14 protein-coding genes and 1 pseudogene are annotated in these 15,816 nt (G+C 55.9%); 10 read left to right on the top strand and 5 right to left on the bottom strand.

Features of this window, described 5'->3' with window-relative positions; translation table 11 throughout:
• Positions 1 to 36: 36 nt before the first annotated feature.
• Positions 37 to 222 (bottom strand): general stress protein, encoded by a 186-nt coding sequence (locus LDK53_RS00650; RefSeq protein WP_004150795.1) that lies wholly within the window; start codon positions 220 to 222, stop codon positions 37 to 39.
• Between the two features lie 528 nt (positions 223 to 750).
• Between LDK53_RS00650 and LDK53_RS00645 the strand changes: the two genes are divergently transcribed.
• Positions 751 to 2,094 (top strand): VOC family protein, encoded by a 1,344-nt coding sequence (locus LDK53_RS00645; protein WP_059386576.1) that lies wholly within the window; start codon positions 751 to 753, stop codon positions 2,092 to 2,094.
• 43 nt (positions 2,095 to 2,137) lie between these two features.
• The gene (locus LDK53_RS00640; protein ID WP_225283208.1) at positions 2,138 to 3,643 is read left to right on the top strand and encodes a carboxylesterase/lipase family protein; all 1,506 of its coding nucleotides are present in this window, start codon (positions 2,138 to 2,140) and stop codon (positions 3,641 to 3,643) included.
• Here LDK53_RS00640 and LDK53_RS00635 read toward each other — a convergent pair.
• Positions 3,630 to 4,472: a LysR family transcriptional regulator gene (locus LDK53_RS00635; RefSeq protein WP_225283206.1), complete on the bottom strand. Its 843-nt coding sequence runs from the start codon at positions 4,470 to 4,472 to the stop codon at positions 3,630 to 3,632. The two genes, LDK53_RS00640 and LDK53_RS00635, sit on opposite strands and share 14 nt — an antisense overlap.
• Positions 4,473 to 4,586: 114 nt before the next feature.
• Here LDK53_RS00635 and LDK53_RS00630 point away from each other — a divergent pair, with 114 nt between their 5' ends.
• The 4 genes from LDK53_RS00630 (at position 4,587) to rimL (ending at position 9,073) form a co-directional block, all read left to right on the top strand.
• Positions 4,587 to 5,756, top strand: a complete 1,170-nt coding sequence (locus tag LDK53_RS00630; protein WP_222697707.1) for a pyridoxal phosphate-dependent aminotransferase — start codon at positions 4,587 to 4,589, stop codon at positions 5,754 to 5,756.
• 10 nt (positions 5,757 to 5,766) lie between these two features.
• Positions 5,767 to 6,540, top strand: coding sequence for a transporter substrate-binding domain-containing protein (locus LDK53_RS00625; protein ID WP_225283204.1), 774 nt, complete (start codon positions 5,767 to 5,769; stop codon positions 6,538 to 6,540).
• 242 nt (positions 6,541 to 6,782) lie between these two features.
• Positions 6,783 to 8,438 carry a glucan biosynthesis protein D gene (locus tag LDK53_RS00620; RefSeq protein WP_126800689.1) on the top strand — a complete coding sequence of 552 codons (1,656 nt, stop codon included), beginning with the start codon at positions 6,783 to 6,785 and terminating at the stop codon, positions 8,436 to 8,438.
• A 95-nt stretch (positions 8,439 to 8,533) separates the two neighbouring features.
• Complete coding sequence (gene rimL / locus LDK53_RS00615; RefSeq protein WP_225283202.1) at positions 8,534 to 9,073, top strand: 50S ribosomal protein L7/L12-serine acetyltransferase; 540 nt, start codon at positions 8,534 to 8,536, stop codon at positions 9,071 to 9,073.
• On the opposite strand, the gene ydcK is transcribed toward rimL, so the two are convergent.
• Positions 9,068 to 10,048: a YdcK family protein gene (gene ydcK / locus LDK53_RS00610; protein ID WP_047958561.1), complete on the bottom strand. Its 981-nt coding sequence runs from the start codon at positions 10,046 to 10,048 to the stop codon at positions 9,068 to 9,070. The two genes, rimL and ydcK, sit on opposite strands and share 6 nt — an antisense overlap.
• A gap of 128 nt (positions 10,049 to 10,176) precedes the next feature.
• On the opposite strand from ydcK, the gene tehB reads away from it, so the two are divergent.
• Positions 10,177 to 10,770, top strand: coding sequence for a tellurite resistance methyltransferase TehB (gene tehB / locus LDK53_RS00605; protein WP_225283200.1), 594 nt, complete (start codon positions 10,177 to 10,179; stop codon positions 10,768 to 10,770).
• On the opposite strand, the gene pepT is transcribed toward tehB, so the two are convergent.
• Positions 10,767 to 11,996, bottom strand: coding sequence for a peptidase T (pepT, locus tag LDK53_RS00600; protein ID WP_025756397.1), 1,230 nt, complete (start codon positions 11,994 to 11,996; stop codon positions 10,767 to 10,769). The genes tehB and pepT overlap by 4 nt on opposite strands.
• A 111-nt stretch (positions 11,997 to 12,107) precedes the next feature.
• Here pepT and LDK53_RS00595 point away from each other — a divergent pair, with 111 nt between their 5' ends.
• Both LDK53_RS00595 and LDK53_RS00590 read left to right on the top strand, forming a co-directional pair.
• On the top strand, positions 12,108 to 13,703 hold the full coding sequence (locus LDK53_RS00595; protein ID WP_208283409.1) for an ABC transporter substrate-binding protein: 1,596 nt from the start codon (positions 12,108 to 12,110) through the stop codon (positions 13,701 to 13,703).
• A gap of 135 nt (positions 13,704 to 13,838) precedes the next feature.
• Entirely contained in the window at positions 13,839 to 14,513 is a 675-nt protein-coding gene (locus tag LDK53_RS00590; protein WP_225283190.1) for a DUF3313 domain-containing protein, read from the top strand.
• A 35-nt stretch (positions 14,514 to 14,548) separates the two neighbouring features.
• Here LDK53_RS00590 and LDK53_RS00585 read toward each other — a convergent pair whose 3' ends face one another.
• Entirely contained in the window at positions 14,549 to 15,445 is an 897-nt protein-coding gene (locus tag LDK53_RS00585; protein WP_045284367.1) for a DMT family transporter, read from the bottom strand.
• A 173-nt stretch (positions 15,446 to 15,618) separates the two neighbouring features.
• Here LDK53_RS00585 and LDK53_RS00580 point away from each other — a divergent pair.
• Positions 15,619 to 15,816: pseudogene (locus LDK53_RS00580) on the top strand (AraC family transcriptional regulator); the annotation flags it as partial.

Below are 15,816 nucleotides of genomic sequence, written 5' to 3'. Positions count from 1 at the left end.
TGCTCTCTGGTTTTATTAAAAGAGTATTAAATAAGATCAGGAGTTATCAGATTTACGGCCTCCGCCGTGACTGTTCTGTCCCCCTTTCTTACCCGCTTCAGATGCGCGTTGCGGATCGTTTTTAAAATTACCACCGCTATGCTGGCCACCTTTACGTCCAGCTTCTGATGCTTTTTCACGGTCTTCAGCGAAATTACCGGAACCACCACGATGCTCTGCCATATTAAACCTCATAGTCATATATTGGTTATGTCAGTACGATACGAAAATATTCCGTATCACTCGTCGTTCGAGTAATAACTTTAGTCGCTGTGGGCGATCCGTCAAATGCGTTTTGCTATTTGCGGTTGCGTTATTTTTAAATATTTGTAAATTTGCGCTTCGCTTGAGCAGGAAATATGGATAGGCAGGAAGGACTTGTAAACAACCATTAAGATTATTCCTAACTTCGGGCTAAAAATTTGAAAGGTGAGGATAAAAATAATGGCGCGCGCAAATTGGTTAATTTGCAGTCAGGAGAAAATCAAAAAGTACTCCTTTATAGCTAGTCAGCGAAACCATAAATAATTATAAGGAAAATCCTGGATAAAAGCGCAAGAGGCGAAAGGGCGGCTTCGTTGAGGCGTGTTCAGAGGCCAGTAGCACACGGTTTGACCACTGTCGTCTTAAGATCACAAATCCGAAATTCTTCCCCCCGGAAGGAACGGGTTTCTCTACACTCCAGGTAATATTCACTGGAGGCATGACATCATGGCGAACACCATCACGGCTGATGACATTCGGGAACACTTTTCGCAGGCTATGTCGGCGATGTACCAGCAGGAAGTTCCGCAGTACGGCACCTTGCTTGAACTGGTTGCGGACGTAAACCTGGCGGTTCTGGAAAATAACCCACTACTACATGAACAACTGGCAAACGCCGATGAGCTTGCGCGCCTGAACGTGGAGCGTCACGGAGCCATCCGCGTCGGCACGGCGCAAGAACTTTCTACCCTGCGCCGTATGTTTGCCATCATGGGCATGTACCCGGTCAGCTATTACGATCTCTCTCAGGCGGGGGTGCCCGTTCACTCCACAGCGTTTCGCCCGATTGATGATGCGGCGCTGTGCCGTAATCCGTTCCGTATCTTTACCTCGCTGCTGCGTCTTGAGTTGATTGAAAACGTCGCGCTGCGCGAGCGTGCGGCGGAAATCCTGTCTCACCGGAACATCTTTACCCCGCGCTGTCTGGCGCTTCTCGATCTGTACGAATCAGAAGGGCAGTTTACGCAGGCACAGGCACACGAGTTTGTGCAGGAGGCGCTGGAAACCTTCCGCTGGCACCGCCATGCAACGGTCGATCAGGAAACCTATCTGGCGCTGCATAACGAGCACCGGCTGATTGCTGATGTGGTCTGCTTCCCGGGGTGTCACATTAACCACCTGACGCCGCGCACGCTGGATATTGACCGGGTGCAGGAGCTGATGCCGAAGTACGGCATTGAACCCAAAATTCTGATTGAAGGGCCGCCTCGTCGCGAGGTGCCTGTCTTACTGCGTCAAACCAGCTTTAAAGCCCTGGAGGAGCCGGTGCTGTTTGCCGGGGAACATAAAGGCACCCACACCGCACGTTTCGGTGAGATTGAGCAGCGCGGCGTGGCGCTGACCCCGAAAGGCCGTGAACTGTACGACAGCCTGCTTGCCCAGGCCGGTACCGGCAAAGATAACCTGACGCATCAGCTGCATCTGCAGGAGATTTTTAGCGCCTTCCCGGACAGCGAGCTGTTAATGCGCCGTCAGGAGCTGGCTTATTTCCGCTATCGTCTGACGCCAGCCGGGGAGGCGCATCGGCATGCGTTCCGGCCTGGCGACGATCCGCAGCCGCTGATAGAGCGCGGATGGGTTGTCGCTCAGCCGATCACCTACGAAGATTTCCTTCCGGTCAGCGCTGCCGGGATCTTCCAGTCTAATCTCGGCAATGAAACCCAGGCGCGCAGCCACGGTAACGCCAGCCGCGATGCCTTTGAAGCGGCGCTGGGCTGCCCGGTGTATGACGAGTTTGCCCTCTATGAGGAGGCTGAAACGCGCAGCAAACAGCGTTGCGGTTTGCTCTGAAATCGTTACTCTGCTGGGGTGTGTTGGAAAAAATAAGGTCGTTATGCAAACTCCTTCCGCCCCTGTGGTTGAAACGCGCTACGGCGCACTGGCTGGTTTTACTGATAATGACGTGCATGCCTGGTACGGGATCCCTTACGCCGCGCCGCCGGTAGGCAACGGACGCTGGCGTTCACCGCAGCCGCCTGCACGCTGGGAAGGCCTTCGCGAGGCCACGGCTTTTTCGCCTTCATGCTGGCAAAGCAGCGAGTATTGCCAGACGCTGGGCGGCGGCGATCCGGGCCAGTTTTCTGAAGATTGTCTCTATCTTAACGTCTGGTCTCCGGTTGACCGCGCAACGCCGCTCCCGGTGATGGTCTGGCTGCACGGCGGCGGGTTTACGATTGGCGCAGGTGGCTTGCCACCGTACAACGGCACCTCGCTGGCAGGACGCGGCGTGGTGGTTGTGACCCTCAATTACCGACTCGGCCATCTCGGCTTTTTCGCCCATCCGGCGCTGGAAGGGGAAGAAGATCGCGTGGTGCATAATTTTGCCCTGCTGGATCAGATCGCCGCCCTCGAATGGGTACGGGACAATATCGCCGCGTTTGGCGGCGATCCGGCTAACGTAACCCTGTTTGGTGAATCTGCTGGCGCGCGCAGCGTGCTGTCGCTGCTGGCATCACCCCTGGCAAAGGGGCTGTTCCATAAGGCGATAGTGCAAAGTGGCTACACCTTGCCGGACACGCCGCGTGAACAGGCGCTGCAGAAAGGAGAAGCTCTGGCCGCCCATTTTGGTCTCAAGAACGCAACGGCCGAGGAGCTGCGCGCCATTCCACCCGAGTCGCTCTGGCCGTTAACCGCGCCGCTGAACGTCGCGCCGGCGCCCATCGTCGGGGATTGCGTGCTGCCGGAAGCGATGCTGGACGTTTTTTTCGCAGCCCGTCAGCACCCTGTGCCGGTGATGATTGGCTCTAACAGCGACGAGGCCAGCGTGATGGCGGTGTTTGGCATCGATCTCGCGGGGCAAATCCAGAAGCTTCGCCGGGAGCGGCGGTTTGGGCTGGGGCTGATTAAGCTGCTCTATCCCGGCGTGAAAGGGGATGAAGAGCTGGGCAGGCAGGTATGCCGCGACATGGCGTTTACCACGATGGGGTATGTGGTAATGCAGGCTCAGCAGCGTGTGGGAGGGTTGTGCTGGCGCTACTGGTTTGACTATGTCGCCGAAGCGGAACATGCCACCTATGTCAACGGCGCCTGGCACGGCAACGAAGTGCCTTACGTCTTCGACACCCTCGGCCAGGTGGAACCTTCACGTCAGTATGTCAATGAACGGGATCTGCAGTTTGCCGCCCAGGTGGCCGACTACTGGGTAAGCTTTGCGCGAGAAGCTGGGCTTCGCGAGATCCTGCCAGGACCGACGCACTGGCCCGCCTGCCGCAAAGGGCGGGACGTTTTGTTACGCATTGGTTTGAATAAACATGCAGGTTTCAGGCTTGAAAACCGCTTTATGCGCGCCCGCATGAGCCTCTTCAAACGGGTGATGAAGCACCACGTCAGTCTCGATTAAGCAGACACGCGCGAAACGCCGCCAGACCATTTTCCGCGTCAGGCGTTTCGCGCAGCACCAGCCGGTAGCTGGCGCCGGTTTTAATGCTTGTCTCATAGGGCCGCATTAGCCTTCCGGCGCGGACATCTTCGGCCACCAGCGTTTCGTCAGCAATGGCAACCCCCAGCCCCTGAATGGCGGCGGTGATCGCCAGATCCATGGTGTCGAAGTGTTGATTTTTGTGCATGACAAAGCCGGGCCCTTCCTGTTTTGTGAGCCACAACGACCAGTCGGTCTTATCCCGTGTCGGGTGCAGGAACGTCAACGCACCCAATGCTGCACCCGCGCGCACCGGGCTTATCACCGGGGTGAGCGCCTCTTCGAACAGCAGATCGCCTGCGCTCATGTGCGTGCCGAACACGATGGCCGCGTCATAGGATTCAGTTTTGAAATTGACGTTATGATCGGTAGTGGTGGTGAGAGCGATTTGCAGATCCGGCTGTTCGCGCTCCACCTCCAGCAGGCGCGGCACCAGCCAGCGCATCGCGCAGGTCGGGGCTTTGAGCCGGATCACGGTTTGCTGGCTCCGGGCCTGGTCCGCCACGGCCAGCAGCTGTTCAAAGGTGGACTGCAGCTCCGGAAGCAGGGCGCTGCCCTGCGGGGAGAGGCGCAAGCCGCGCGCGTGGCGTTCAAACAGCGGAAAACCAAACCACGTCTCAAGGGAGGCAATCTTGCGGCTGACGGCCCCCTGCGTCAGGCAAAGTTCCGCAGCGGCGTGCGTAAGATTCAGATGACGCGCGGTGACTAAAAATGCGTCAATGGCATTGAGCGGGAGCGAACGGCGCGACATGGAAACACCTCAGCTATGCATTTTTCTCATGGCTATTATGACAACAATTCGATTGTCCCGACAATCAACTTGTTGTTTGAATAGTTATGCAAAGACCATGAGAAGGGTAACAGGATGACTTTACGAACGCCGGTACAGACGCGCTCCAAACTGCCAGATGTGGGAACCACCATTTTCACCGTTATCGGCCAGCTCTCGGCGCAGCATAACGCCATTAACCTTTCTCAGGGCGCACCGAATTTCTCCTGCGACCCGAAGCTTGTTGCGGGCGTCACTCGCGCAATGGAGGCAGGGCATAACCAGTACGCGGCGATGACCGGTCTGCAGCCGCTCAAGGAGCGCATTGCCGATAAAATTGCCACCCTCTACGGCACGCAGTATGACCCGGGCCGCGAGGTGCTGGTGACCGCCAGCGCCAGCGAAGGGCTCTACTCGGCGATAAGCGGGCTGGTGCATCCGGGCGATGAGGTGATCTACTTCGAGCCTTCCTTTGACAGCTATGCGCCAATTGTTCGTCTGCAGGGGGCCACCCCGATCGCCATCAGGCTCACGGTGCCGGATTTTGCCGTCAACTGGGACGAAGTTCGCGCCGCGATTACCCCCCGCACGCGGATGATCATCATCAATACGCCGCATAACCCGAGCGGTCAGGTCTTCTCAGCCAGCGATCTGAATCAGCTGGCGGCGCTGACGCGCAATACCGACATCATTATTTTGTCTGATGAAGTGTACGAACACGTCGTGTTTGACGGTGAGCCGCACCACGGGATGGCCACGCATCCGCAACTGGCGGAGCGCAGCGTCATTATCTCATCTTTCGGAAAAACCTATCACGTCACCGGGTGGCGCGTGGGTTACTGTGTTGCTCCGGCGGTGCTGATGGATGAGATTTGTAAAGTGCATCAATTTTTAATGTTTTCTGCCGATACGCCAATGCAGCACGCATTTGCTGAACATATGCTCGATCCGCAAACCTGGCTGTCGCTGTCGGCGTTTTACCAGCGTAAGCGCGACCTGTTGCACAGCCTGCTGGCCGATTCGCCGTTTACGCTGCTGCCGAGCGCCGGTTCATTCTTCATGCTGGCGGACTATAGCGGGTTCAGCGACGAGCGCGACAGCGAGCTGGTGAAACGGCTGATCGTTGAGTACGGCGTTGCAACCATTCCACTGTCGGCGTTTTATGCGGACGGTACGGATAATAAATTGATTCGTCTCTCTTTTGCGAAAGATGAGGCAACGTTACGGGCAGGTGCCCAGGCCCTGTGTCGGGTCAAACCACGCTAAGGAGTATGAGATGAAATTACGCGCGTTAGTTGTCGGCATGGGATTGCTGTGTACGTTTTCCTCCTTCGCGGCCACCGAGCTGCGTTACGGTCTGGAAGCGGAATATCCGCCGTTTGAGAGCCGTAATGCGGCGGGCGAGCTGGAAGGGTTTGACGTTGAGCTGGGGAATGCGATTTGCAAAGCGGCTGCGCTGAAGTGCAGCTGGGTTGAAACCTCTTTTGATGCGCTGATCCCGGGGCTGGTGGCGAAGAAATTTGACGCCATCAACTCGGCGATGAATATCACCGAACAGCGCCGCAAGAGCATTGATTTCACCCAGCCGATTTACCGTATCCCGTCACAGCTCGTCGGCAAGGCCGGGACGGCAGTTGAGGCGACGCCAGAAGGGCTGAAGGGCAAAACCATCGGCGTGCTGCAGGGATCCATCCAGGAAACCTATGCCAAAGAGCACTGGGAAAAGCAGGGTGTCACCGTGGTGTCTTATAAAGATCAGAATATGGCATGGGGCGATCTGCTGAATGGCCGTATCGACGCCTCGCTGGTGATGTCCGCGGCCGGGCAGGCAGGTTTCCTCAGCAAGCCGCAGGGTAAAGGGTTTGGCTTTATCGGCAAACCGGTGTCTGACGACACCATCCTCGGCAGCGGGATCGGCTTTGGGCTGCGTAAAGGTGACGAGGCCACCAAAAAGCAGCTTGATGCCGCGATTGATAAAGTACGTGCCGACGGCACGATCGCCAGACTCGCTGATAAGTACTTCCCGGGTATCGATGTCAGCGTAAAATAACCACCTCATTCGCCCCGTCAGATGATGTCCTGACGGGGCATTTTTATACACATTTTCCAGGCTTTCTTTACACCACTTTCGGGCCGTTCTGGTCGACAGAAAATATTTCTCACTTTGTTCAGATTATCACCGGCCAACAATTGGATTCTTAACCATTTTTGTTTAGGCTGTGCGTTCTTTCTTGCCGTCATTTCGCCATGCGCGAAACACATTCACACGACCATAAGGACGTTTTTCCAGGCATGAATCGCAGACGTTTTTTAAAAGGCTCGCTGGCAGTGGCAGCCCTGAGCGGCACATCTGGCCTTGCTTCCCTGTTTTCCAGAGCGGCATACGCTGCTGACTCTGACATTGCTGACGGTCAGAGCCGTCGTTTTGATTTTTCCGTCCTGCAATCCATGGCGCATGACCTGGCGAAAACCCCATGGGGTGGCGCGCCTCGTCCGCTGCCAGACACGCTGGCCACCATGACGCCGCAGGCGTACAACGCCATCCGCTACGATGAAAAACAGTCGCTGTGGAACAATATTGACGGGCGTCAGCTGGACGTACAGTTCTTCCATATGGGGATGGGCTTCCGCCGCCGCGTGCGAATGTTCTCGCTGGATCAGTCCACGTCAATGGCGCGCGAGATCCACTTCCGCCCGGAGTTGTTTAGCTACGGTGAAACGGGCGTGGATACCAAACAGCTGGAAGGGCAAAGCGATCTCGGTTTTGCCGGCTTCCGCGCCTTTAAGGCACCTGAGCTGGCGCGTCGCGATATCGTCTCTTTCCTGGGGGCGAGCTACTTCCGCGCGGTGGATGACACCTACCAGTACGGCCTGTCTGCGCGCGGCCTGGCGGTCGATACCTTTACCGACACCCCGGAAGAGTTCCCGGACTTTACTTCCTTCTGGTTTGAAACCGTGAAGCCGGGCGACACCACCTTTACCGTGTATACGCTGCTCGACAGCCCGAGCATCACCGGGGCCTATAAGTTCGTGATCCACTGCGAGAAGAGCCAGGTGATCATGGAGGTGGAAAACCACCTCTATGCCCGTAAGGACATTAAGCAGCTCGGCATCGCGCCGATGACCAGCATGTTCAGCTGCGGCAATAACGAACGCCGCATGTGTGACACCATTCACCCGCAAATTCATGACTCGGATCGCCTGGCGATGTGGCGCGGCAATGGGGAGTGGATCTGCCGTCCGCTGAACAACCCGCAAAAACTGCAGTTCAATGCCTATATGGATAAAAACCCGAAAGGGTTCGGTCTGCTGCAGCTCGATCGCGATTTCTCGCACTATCAGGACGTGATGGGCTGGTACAACAAACGCCCGAGCCTGTGGGTGGAACCGCGCAACGACTGGGGGAAAGGCGCGGTGGGCCTGATGGAGATCCCGACCACGGGTGAAACGCTGGATAACGTGGTCTGCTTCTGGCAGCCGGAAAAAGCCGTCAAAGCGGGCGATGAGCTGGACTTTAAATATCGCCTCTACTGGAGCGCCATGCCGCCGGTGCGTTCCCCGCTGGCCAACGTCTACGCGACCCGTACCGGTATGGGCGGCTTCCCGGAAGGCTGGGCGCCGGGCGAAAATTACCCGAAAGTGTGGGCCCGTCGCTTTGCCATCGACTTCGTCGGCGGTGACCTGAAGGCCGCCGCGCCAAAAGGTATCGAGCCGGTGATTACGCTCTCCAGCGGAGAAGCAAAGCAGGTGGAGATCCTCTACGTTGAGCCGTTTGACGGATACCGTATTCTGTTTGACTGGTACCCGACGTCGGATTCGACAGAGCCGGTGGATATGCGCCTGTTCCTGCGCTGCCAGGGCGACGCCATCAGTGAAACCTGGCTGTATCAGTATTTCCCGCCAGCGCCGGACAAACGTCAGTACGTTGATGATAGGGTGATGCGTTAACCCTTGTGCCGGGTGGCGGCTTCGCCTTACCCGGCCTGTGTTTCGATACTGTAGGCCGGGTAAGCGTGAGCGCCACCCGGCAATTGAGAGGCACCATGTCTGCAGAAATCATCACCGTTTCGCAACACATCGAACTTCGCGCCGTCGAAGCGCGCTATGCCACTGAGCTTTATAACCTCGTCGTCAAAAACAGAACCTGGCTGCAAAGCGCGTTTGACTGGGCGCATCATGCGGTCAGCGAAGAGGATACCCGCCGCAACGTGCAAAGTAACCAGATGCTGCACCAGCGCGGCTACGCCAAAATGTTTTTGATCTTCAGCGATGATACGCTGGTCGGCGTGCTGTCGTTTAACACCATTGAACCGACCAACAAAGCCGGGTACATCGGCTACTGGCTGGATGAAGACCATCAGGGGCAGGGTATTCTCTCTCAGTCACTGCAGGCATTTATGCGCTACTACGCTGAGCGCGGTGAGATCCGTCGTTTTGTGATTAAGTGTCGGGTCGCGAATCAGAACAGCAACAACGTTGCCCTGCGCAACGGCTTTACGCTGGAAGGGTGTCTGCGGGAAGCGGAATACCTGAAGGGCGCCTTTGATGATGTGAATATCTACGGCAAGATTTACGCCCTATAGCGCCCCCAGCAGCGGGGTGCGGGTAATGCGCTGCGCGCCGTTAATCACTTTTTCGCCGCGCAGGTGAATGCTCTCGCCAGCAAAGGCTTCAACTACCGCATCGTCGGTGATTTCAACCCGATGCTCAATCAGCACGTCACCGCTGATCCGCGCGCGGCCCTGAATCACCACCTTATCGTCCAGCATGATCGGCCCTCCGCGCAGCCATGCCTGACCGCCAATCAGCACGTGATGTTTGATGACGCAGTTGCCTTCCACTACTGCATTTTCTGCTACCTGGGAGCTATAGCGCAGCGTCGGGATGGCATCGTCGTCAAGACCGGCAATCACCCGGGCGTTACCATAGACTTTTGCGCAATCGCACACCCAGACGTTATTCAGATCGTTACCGTCGAGGATGGCGTTGTCGAATATTTCGGCGCGGTGCTCAACAAACGCAAAGCTGACCATCGCCTCACCGTAGATTTGCGCCTGGTGGACAATGCGCGACTGGCTCACCGTCGCCTTATCGTAAATTCGCAGGATCTGTTCGTGGTCCGGCGTCAGTCCTTTGGCCGCAATGACCACGCTGTGATGCAGCACGCGAGCCTCGCCGTAAATATGGCATTCACCCCGCACGCAGGATTGCTGAATGGTGACGTTGTCACTTATTCGCGCCCCGTGGCTTACCTCCGCGCCATCCAGCCAGCAGTTGTCCCCGATATGCGCATCATGGCTCACGGTGCACGGCAGGGTGAGGCGCGCGTTGCCGGCCACGGTTGCCCCGGCGAACACTACGCTGTTTTCATCGTAGATCCAGCAGTGACCGTCCTGCGCGAGGGCGCGTTCATCGTCTATCCAGCCGCCTCGGGTACCGGCTTTTACGTCGTTAAAATCCGCCGTGGCGATAATCTGTCGCAGCGTCGTTGAGTGGGTAGTCTCGCCGTTTTTCCATTGCCAGAGGCGGGTTTCGTCGCTGAGGCGATATTTATTCATGTTCGTGTCTCTGATAAGCGTCATAAGTAAACGTAGCAAAGTTTTCGGTTTTCGAAGGGCTGGCAACCCTGCGGCAAACGCCATAAAATGGCATTCAAAATGCATTTTAAAGAGACGCAGGAAAAACAATGACCGTCGATGAGAATTACTTCACAGAAAAATATGGACTCACCCGCACGCACTCAGAGGTGCTGTACAGCGCGAAAATCGTGAAGCCTGGTAAAACCCTCGATCTCGGCTGCGGCAATGGTCGCAACAGCCTGTATCTCGCCGCCAACGGCTACGAGGTGACCGCGTGGGACAAGAACCCGATGAGCATTGATAACATCGAGCGCATCAAAGCGGCGGAAGGTATTGAGGGTCTGCAAACGGCGATCAAGGATCTCAACAGCCTGAGCTTTGCTGGCGAGTACGATTTTATTCTCTCCACCGTGGTGCTGATGTTCCTACAGCCAGACACCATCCCGGGTCTTATCGCCAACATGCAGCGCTGCACCACGCCGGGCGGTTACAACCTGATTGTCGCCGCCATGGATACGGCAGATTATCCCTGCACGGTCGGTTTCCCGTTTGCATTCAAAAGCGGTGAGCTGAGCAACTATTACGAAGGCTGGGAGCTGATTAAATACAACGAAGATCCCGGCGAACTGCACCGCACCGATGAAAACGGGAACCGCATTAAACTGCGCTTTGCCACTCTGCTGGCCCGCAAGCCCGCTTAACGGGCGGCCAGCAGACACAGCTGCAGGGCGGTATGGTAAGAGGCCTCGAACGACGACAGCGGCAGGAATTCAAACTTCGAGTGGAAGTTATGCGCGCCGGTAAAGAAGTTCGGCGTGAGTAAGCCTTTTGCCGAGAGCGCCGCCCCGTCCGTACCGCCGCGCATTGGCGTCGGTTTTGGCGTGATGCCGAGCGATTCCATCGCCTCAAACATCAGATCGATAGCGCGCCTGTCTTCGCCAATCGCATTGCTGATATTGCTGTAGGTATCTTCAATGCGATAGTCCACTTTAGCCGTCGGATAGTGGGCGGCAATCCGCGCGGCGACGTCGGCAATCTGCTGTTTGCGGGCAGCAAAGTTCTCTTTATCGAAATCCCGGATATTGGCCTTCAGTACGGCCTCGTTCTGCCCGGCCTGGAGGCCGTTAAACCAGATATAGCCTTCGCGGCCTTCGGTACACTCTGGCGTTTGCTGGCGGTCAAAATGGCTGATGTAGTCAGTCGCCATCAGCAGGGGATTGACCAGCACGCCTTTCGCGGACATCGGGTGCGCCGTCACACCGGTAAAACGGATCTCGGCGGCGGCCGCATTGAAATTCTCGTAAACGATTTCGCCCAGCTCGCAGCAGTCGATGGTCCAGGCGAAGTCGACATCGAAGCGTTTCAGATCCAGCGCCTTGGCACCGTTCAGACCGATCTCTTCGTCAGGCACGAACGCCACGACAATATCCCCATGCTGATGTTCTGCCGTCAAGTTTTCCAGCACCGTCATCACGACCGTAACCGCCGCTTTATTATCGGCGCCCAGTACGCTGGTTCCGTCGCTGAAAATAATCTCTTCATTCGGGTAGGCGAGAATTTCGGGGTGCTCTTTTACCCGCAGCCAGATCCCTTTCTCTTTATTCAGACAGAGGTCTTCACCGGTAAACGTTAATATTTGTGGATGAATATCCGGTGATAATCCCACATCGACAGTATCAATATGGGTTATAAAGCCGATGCGCGGCGCACCGGGGACGTTGCCTTTTTTGACCGCTGTCACCGTGGCGAATTCGTCAATCACAATGTCGTCTAAACCAAGCTGTGTCAGCTCCTGCGCCAGTTCCCGCGCCATGTCGTGCTGGCCCGGGGTCGAGGGCAGGGTTTTTACTCTGGGATCGCTCTGGCTGGTGATGGCGAGATAGCGAAAAAAGCGGTGCGTTAATTGTCTGGAAAGTGGCGAGCCCATAGTGATTTGTTCCTTATTTATTTTTCGGGTGTTTGCCACATCACTTTAATGTTATTTATGAAATGGCAAAAGAATTAATTAGCCGTCGAATTAAAAAGACAGGAATATACGATGACAAGCAAACTTACAACTTTCACGCTGGCACTCGCGGCGCTGACGGTCAGCTCCGCTGTCGCCGCGAAAACGCTGGTGTATTGCTCCGAAGGATCGCCGGAAAACTTTAATCCTCAGTTATACACCTCGGGAACCAGCGTCGACGCCAGCGCCGTGCCGGTCTATAACCGGCTGGTCGATTTCAAACCCGGCACCACGGAGCTGGTGCCGAGCCTGGCGGAGCGCTGGGAGGTGAGCGACGACGGCAAGGTTTACACCTTCTATCTGCGTAAAGGCGTCAAGTTCCAGAGCAATAAATCCTTCACGCCGACCCGCGACTTTAACGCCGATGACGTGATTTTCTCGTTTATGCGGCAGAAAGACGTCAACCATCCCTATCACAACGTCTCAAACGGCAGCTACTCCAACTTCGAAAGCCTGGAGTTTGGCAGCCTGATTACCGCCATTGATAAAGTTGATGACCACACCGTACGGTTTACGCTGGCGCACCCGGAAGCGCCGTTTGTTGCCGATCTGGCATGGTATTTTGCCTCTGTTTTGTCGGCGGAATATGCCGACGCGATGCTGAAAGCGGGGACGCCTGAAAAGGTGGACATGGAGCCGATCGGCACCGGTCCGTTTAAGCTGGCGCAGTATCAGAAAGATTCTCGCATTTTGTTTACCGCCTTCCCGGACTACTGGCAGGGGAAATCGAAGCTGGATCGGCTGGTGTTTACCATCACCCCGGATGCCTCCGTGCGTTTTGCCAAAATCGAGAAGAACGAATGCCAGGTGATGCCGTTCCCGAACCCGGCAGACCTGCCGCGTATGAAGGCGAACAAAGATATCAGCCTGATGAGCAAGGCGGGGCTGAATACCGGCTTCCTGGCGTTCAATACCCAAAAGCCGCCGCTGGATAACGTGAAAGTCCGCCAGGCGCTGGCGATGGCCATCAACAAACCGGCCATTATTGACGCGGTGTTCCACGGCACCGGCACGGCGGCGAAGAATCTGCTGCCGCCGGGCGTCTGGAGTGCCGACAGCGAGCTGAAGGATTACGACTACGATCCGGAGAAGGCGAAAGCGCTGCTGAAAGAGGCCGGTTTTGCCAACGGCGTCAGCATCGACTTATGGGCGATGCCGGTCCAGAGGCCCTATAACCCGAATGCGAAACGCATGGCGGAGATGATTCAGGCTGACTGGGCGAAGGTTGGTGTGCAGACCAAAATTGTCACCTACGAATGGGGCGAATACCTTAAACGCGTGAAGGGGGGAGAGCATCAGGCCGCACTGATGGGCTGGACGACGGCCACCGGCGATCCGGACAATTTCTTCGGCCCGCTGTTTACCTGCACCTCGGCGAATGGCGGCTCAAATTCGGCGAAATGGTGCTACAAGCCGTTTGATAAGATCATCGCTGAGGCCAAATCGATAACCGATCATGATAAACGGGTGGCGCTCTATAAAGAGGCGCAGCAGATGATGCATGACCAGATGCCTGCGGTGATGATTGCGCATTCAACGATTTTCGAGCCGGTACGCAAGGAAGTGAAGGGCTATGAAATAGACCCGTTTGGCAAACATCTGTTCTGGCAAGTGGATATAAATCAGTAAATTTTCACTGCCCGGCACGCGTCCGGGCAGTCTTTTTGCAATTTGTGCTACCCGCATCATTTTTTGTCACAACAAACCCGCCAGACTTTTGCTATAACTTCAAGTGCATACTTGCATATAACATGGAAAATCATCATGCGTACTCACTCTTTTTATAAAGTTGCAGTGCTTACTGGTCTGTTGGCGTTGGCGGGATGTTCTTCAAAAGTCGCCGCACCTGAGCAATATTCTGGCTTTTTAAAAGATTACTCGGGCTTGCAGCAAACGACGTCGGCGACAGGTAAGCCTACCCTGCGTTGGGTAGATCCTGCTTATAACGAAGCTAACTACGACAGTATTATCTGGACGCCAATTACCTATTATCCAACGCCAAAACCCACCACTCAAATCGGGCAAAAAACGCTTGATGAGCTGTTGAATTACACCAATAACAAAATGAAAACCGCTATTGGTACACGTAAGCCGATTGTGACTACGCCGGGTAAACACAGCCTGATTTTCCGCGGTGCCATTACCGGGGTAAGTTCGCAGAAAGAGGGACTGCAGTTCTATGAAGTGGTGCCTGTTGCGCTGGTGGTTGCCGGTACGCAGATGGCAACCGGACATCGCACCATGGATACCCATCTCTACTTTGAAGGTGAGCTGATTGATGCGGCGACCAATAAACCGGTCATGAAGGTGGTACGTAAAGGCGAAGGTAAAGAGCTGAATAACGAAAATACACCAATGACCTTCGCGACGCTGAAGCAGGTTGTTGATGACATGGCAACGGACGCCACCATGTTTGATGTGAAAAAAACCGCGAAATAATCTAAAACGGCCTGCGTGATGCAGGCCGTTTTTATTTACGCCGTCCGCAAGCGTCTGAACCAGGTTTCCGGTTTCGTAAACATCACCATATTCCCTCCCAGAATCAGCACTAATCCAACAATGCCGTTGATATGCCAGACGTAGCCTTCATACACCGTGGAGATGGAGAGCGCCACCAGCGGAAAAAGCAGCGTGCTGTAGGCCGCTTTGCCCGGGCCGATACGTCCCACCAGCGTGAAGTACGCGCCAAACGCAATCACCGAGCCAAACAGGGCCAGATAGACCAGCGCGCCCATATAGCTCAGCGTCCACTCAGGCACGAAGCTATCACCTCTGAACAGCGCAATGCAGCCCATCACCAGCGTGCCATAGAGCATCGCCCAGGCGTTGGTGGTCATGGTTTCGAGGCCTCTGCGCTGATGGCGCATGCTGATCATATTGCCCAGCGAAAAGCCGTAGGTACCGAGTGCGGAAAGCCCAATGCCCGTCAGCAGTGACGCACTCCAGCCGCTGGCCAGCAGATCGTCCCAGAAGAGGGTGATGATCCCGACCAGACCCAGTGCCGCAGCCGTCCAGAAACGCGCCGGTGGGCGCTGCCCGAAGAAAATAAAGCTGTTAATGGCGTTATAGAGCACGGCCATGGAGAAGATCACCGACTCCAGCCCGGTGTTGATATGTGCCGCTGCCGTGTAAAAACACCAGAAGTTAAAGCAGAAAACACAGCATCCCTGCAGCAGGCAAAACAGGTGATCCCGTAGCGCCAGCGTGCGCAGACGGCGCAGGGCGAGTAACACCACCATCATCGTGAGGCTGGCGACCGCGAAGCGCCAGAAAATCGACACCGGCGCCGCCACCGGCCCCTGCTGCAGGAAAATCGCAATCCAGGTGGTTCCCCAGATAATCACCACCAGTCCGTATAATAATGCGTTCATATTCTTCTCTTCTTAAACCACCGAAGCCCGCAGTATGGCGCGGCATCCCGCACCGGGCTTTCACCGGCTTGCGGGAGACTTGCAAAATCTTGCGCTTTTTTCTTTCCCGGGGACTGGCAACGGGCGACAACTCTTCTTAGACTGAGATCCCTGTCCATCACGCGCTAACGGTTATGTCTCACGCTTACGATACCTTTGAAACGCTCAGCCAACAGAATGCAGTCCTGCGGGGAACCGTCTCGCTGAATTCCGGTATTCAGCTGGCCGCGTGGTACAACAAGCACGATACGATAACGGTGAAAAGTAACCATCACACCCTGAGCCTGTACGTGGCGGACGGTTACGAAAGCTATCAAAAAACGCCGGGCGGC

The sequence above is a fragment of the Enterobacter sp. K16B genome (genome assembly GCF_020216105.1).
Lineage (GTDB): Bacteria > Pseudomonadota > Gammaproteobacteria > Enterobacterales > Enterobacteriaceae > Enterobacter > Enterobacter sichuanensis.
This window is presented reverse-complemented; position numbering and strand designations above follow the sequence as displayed.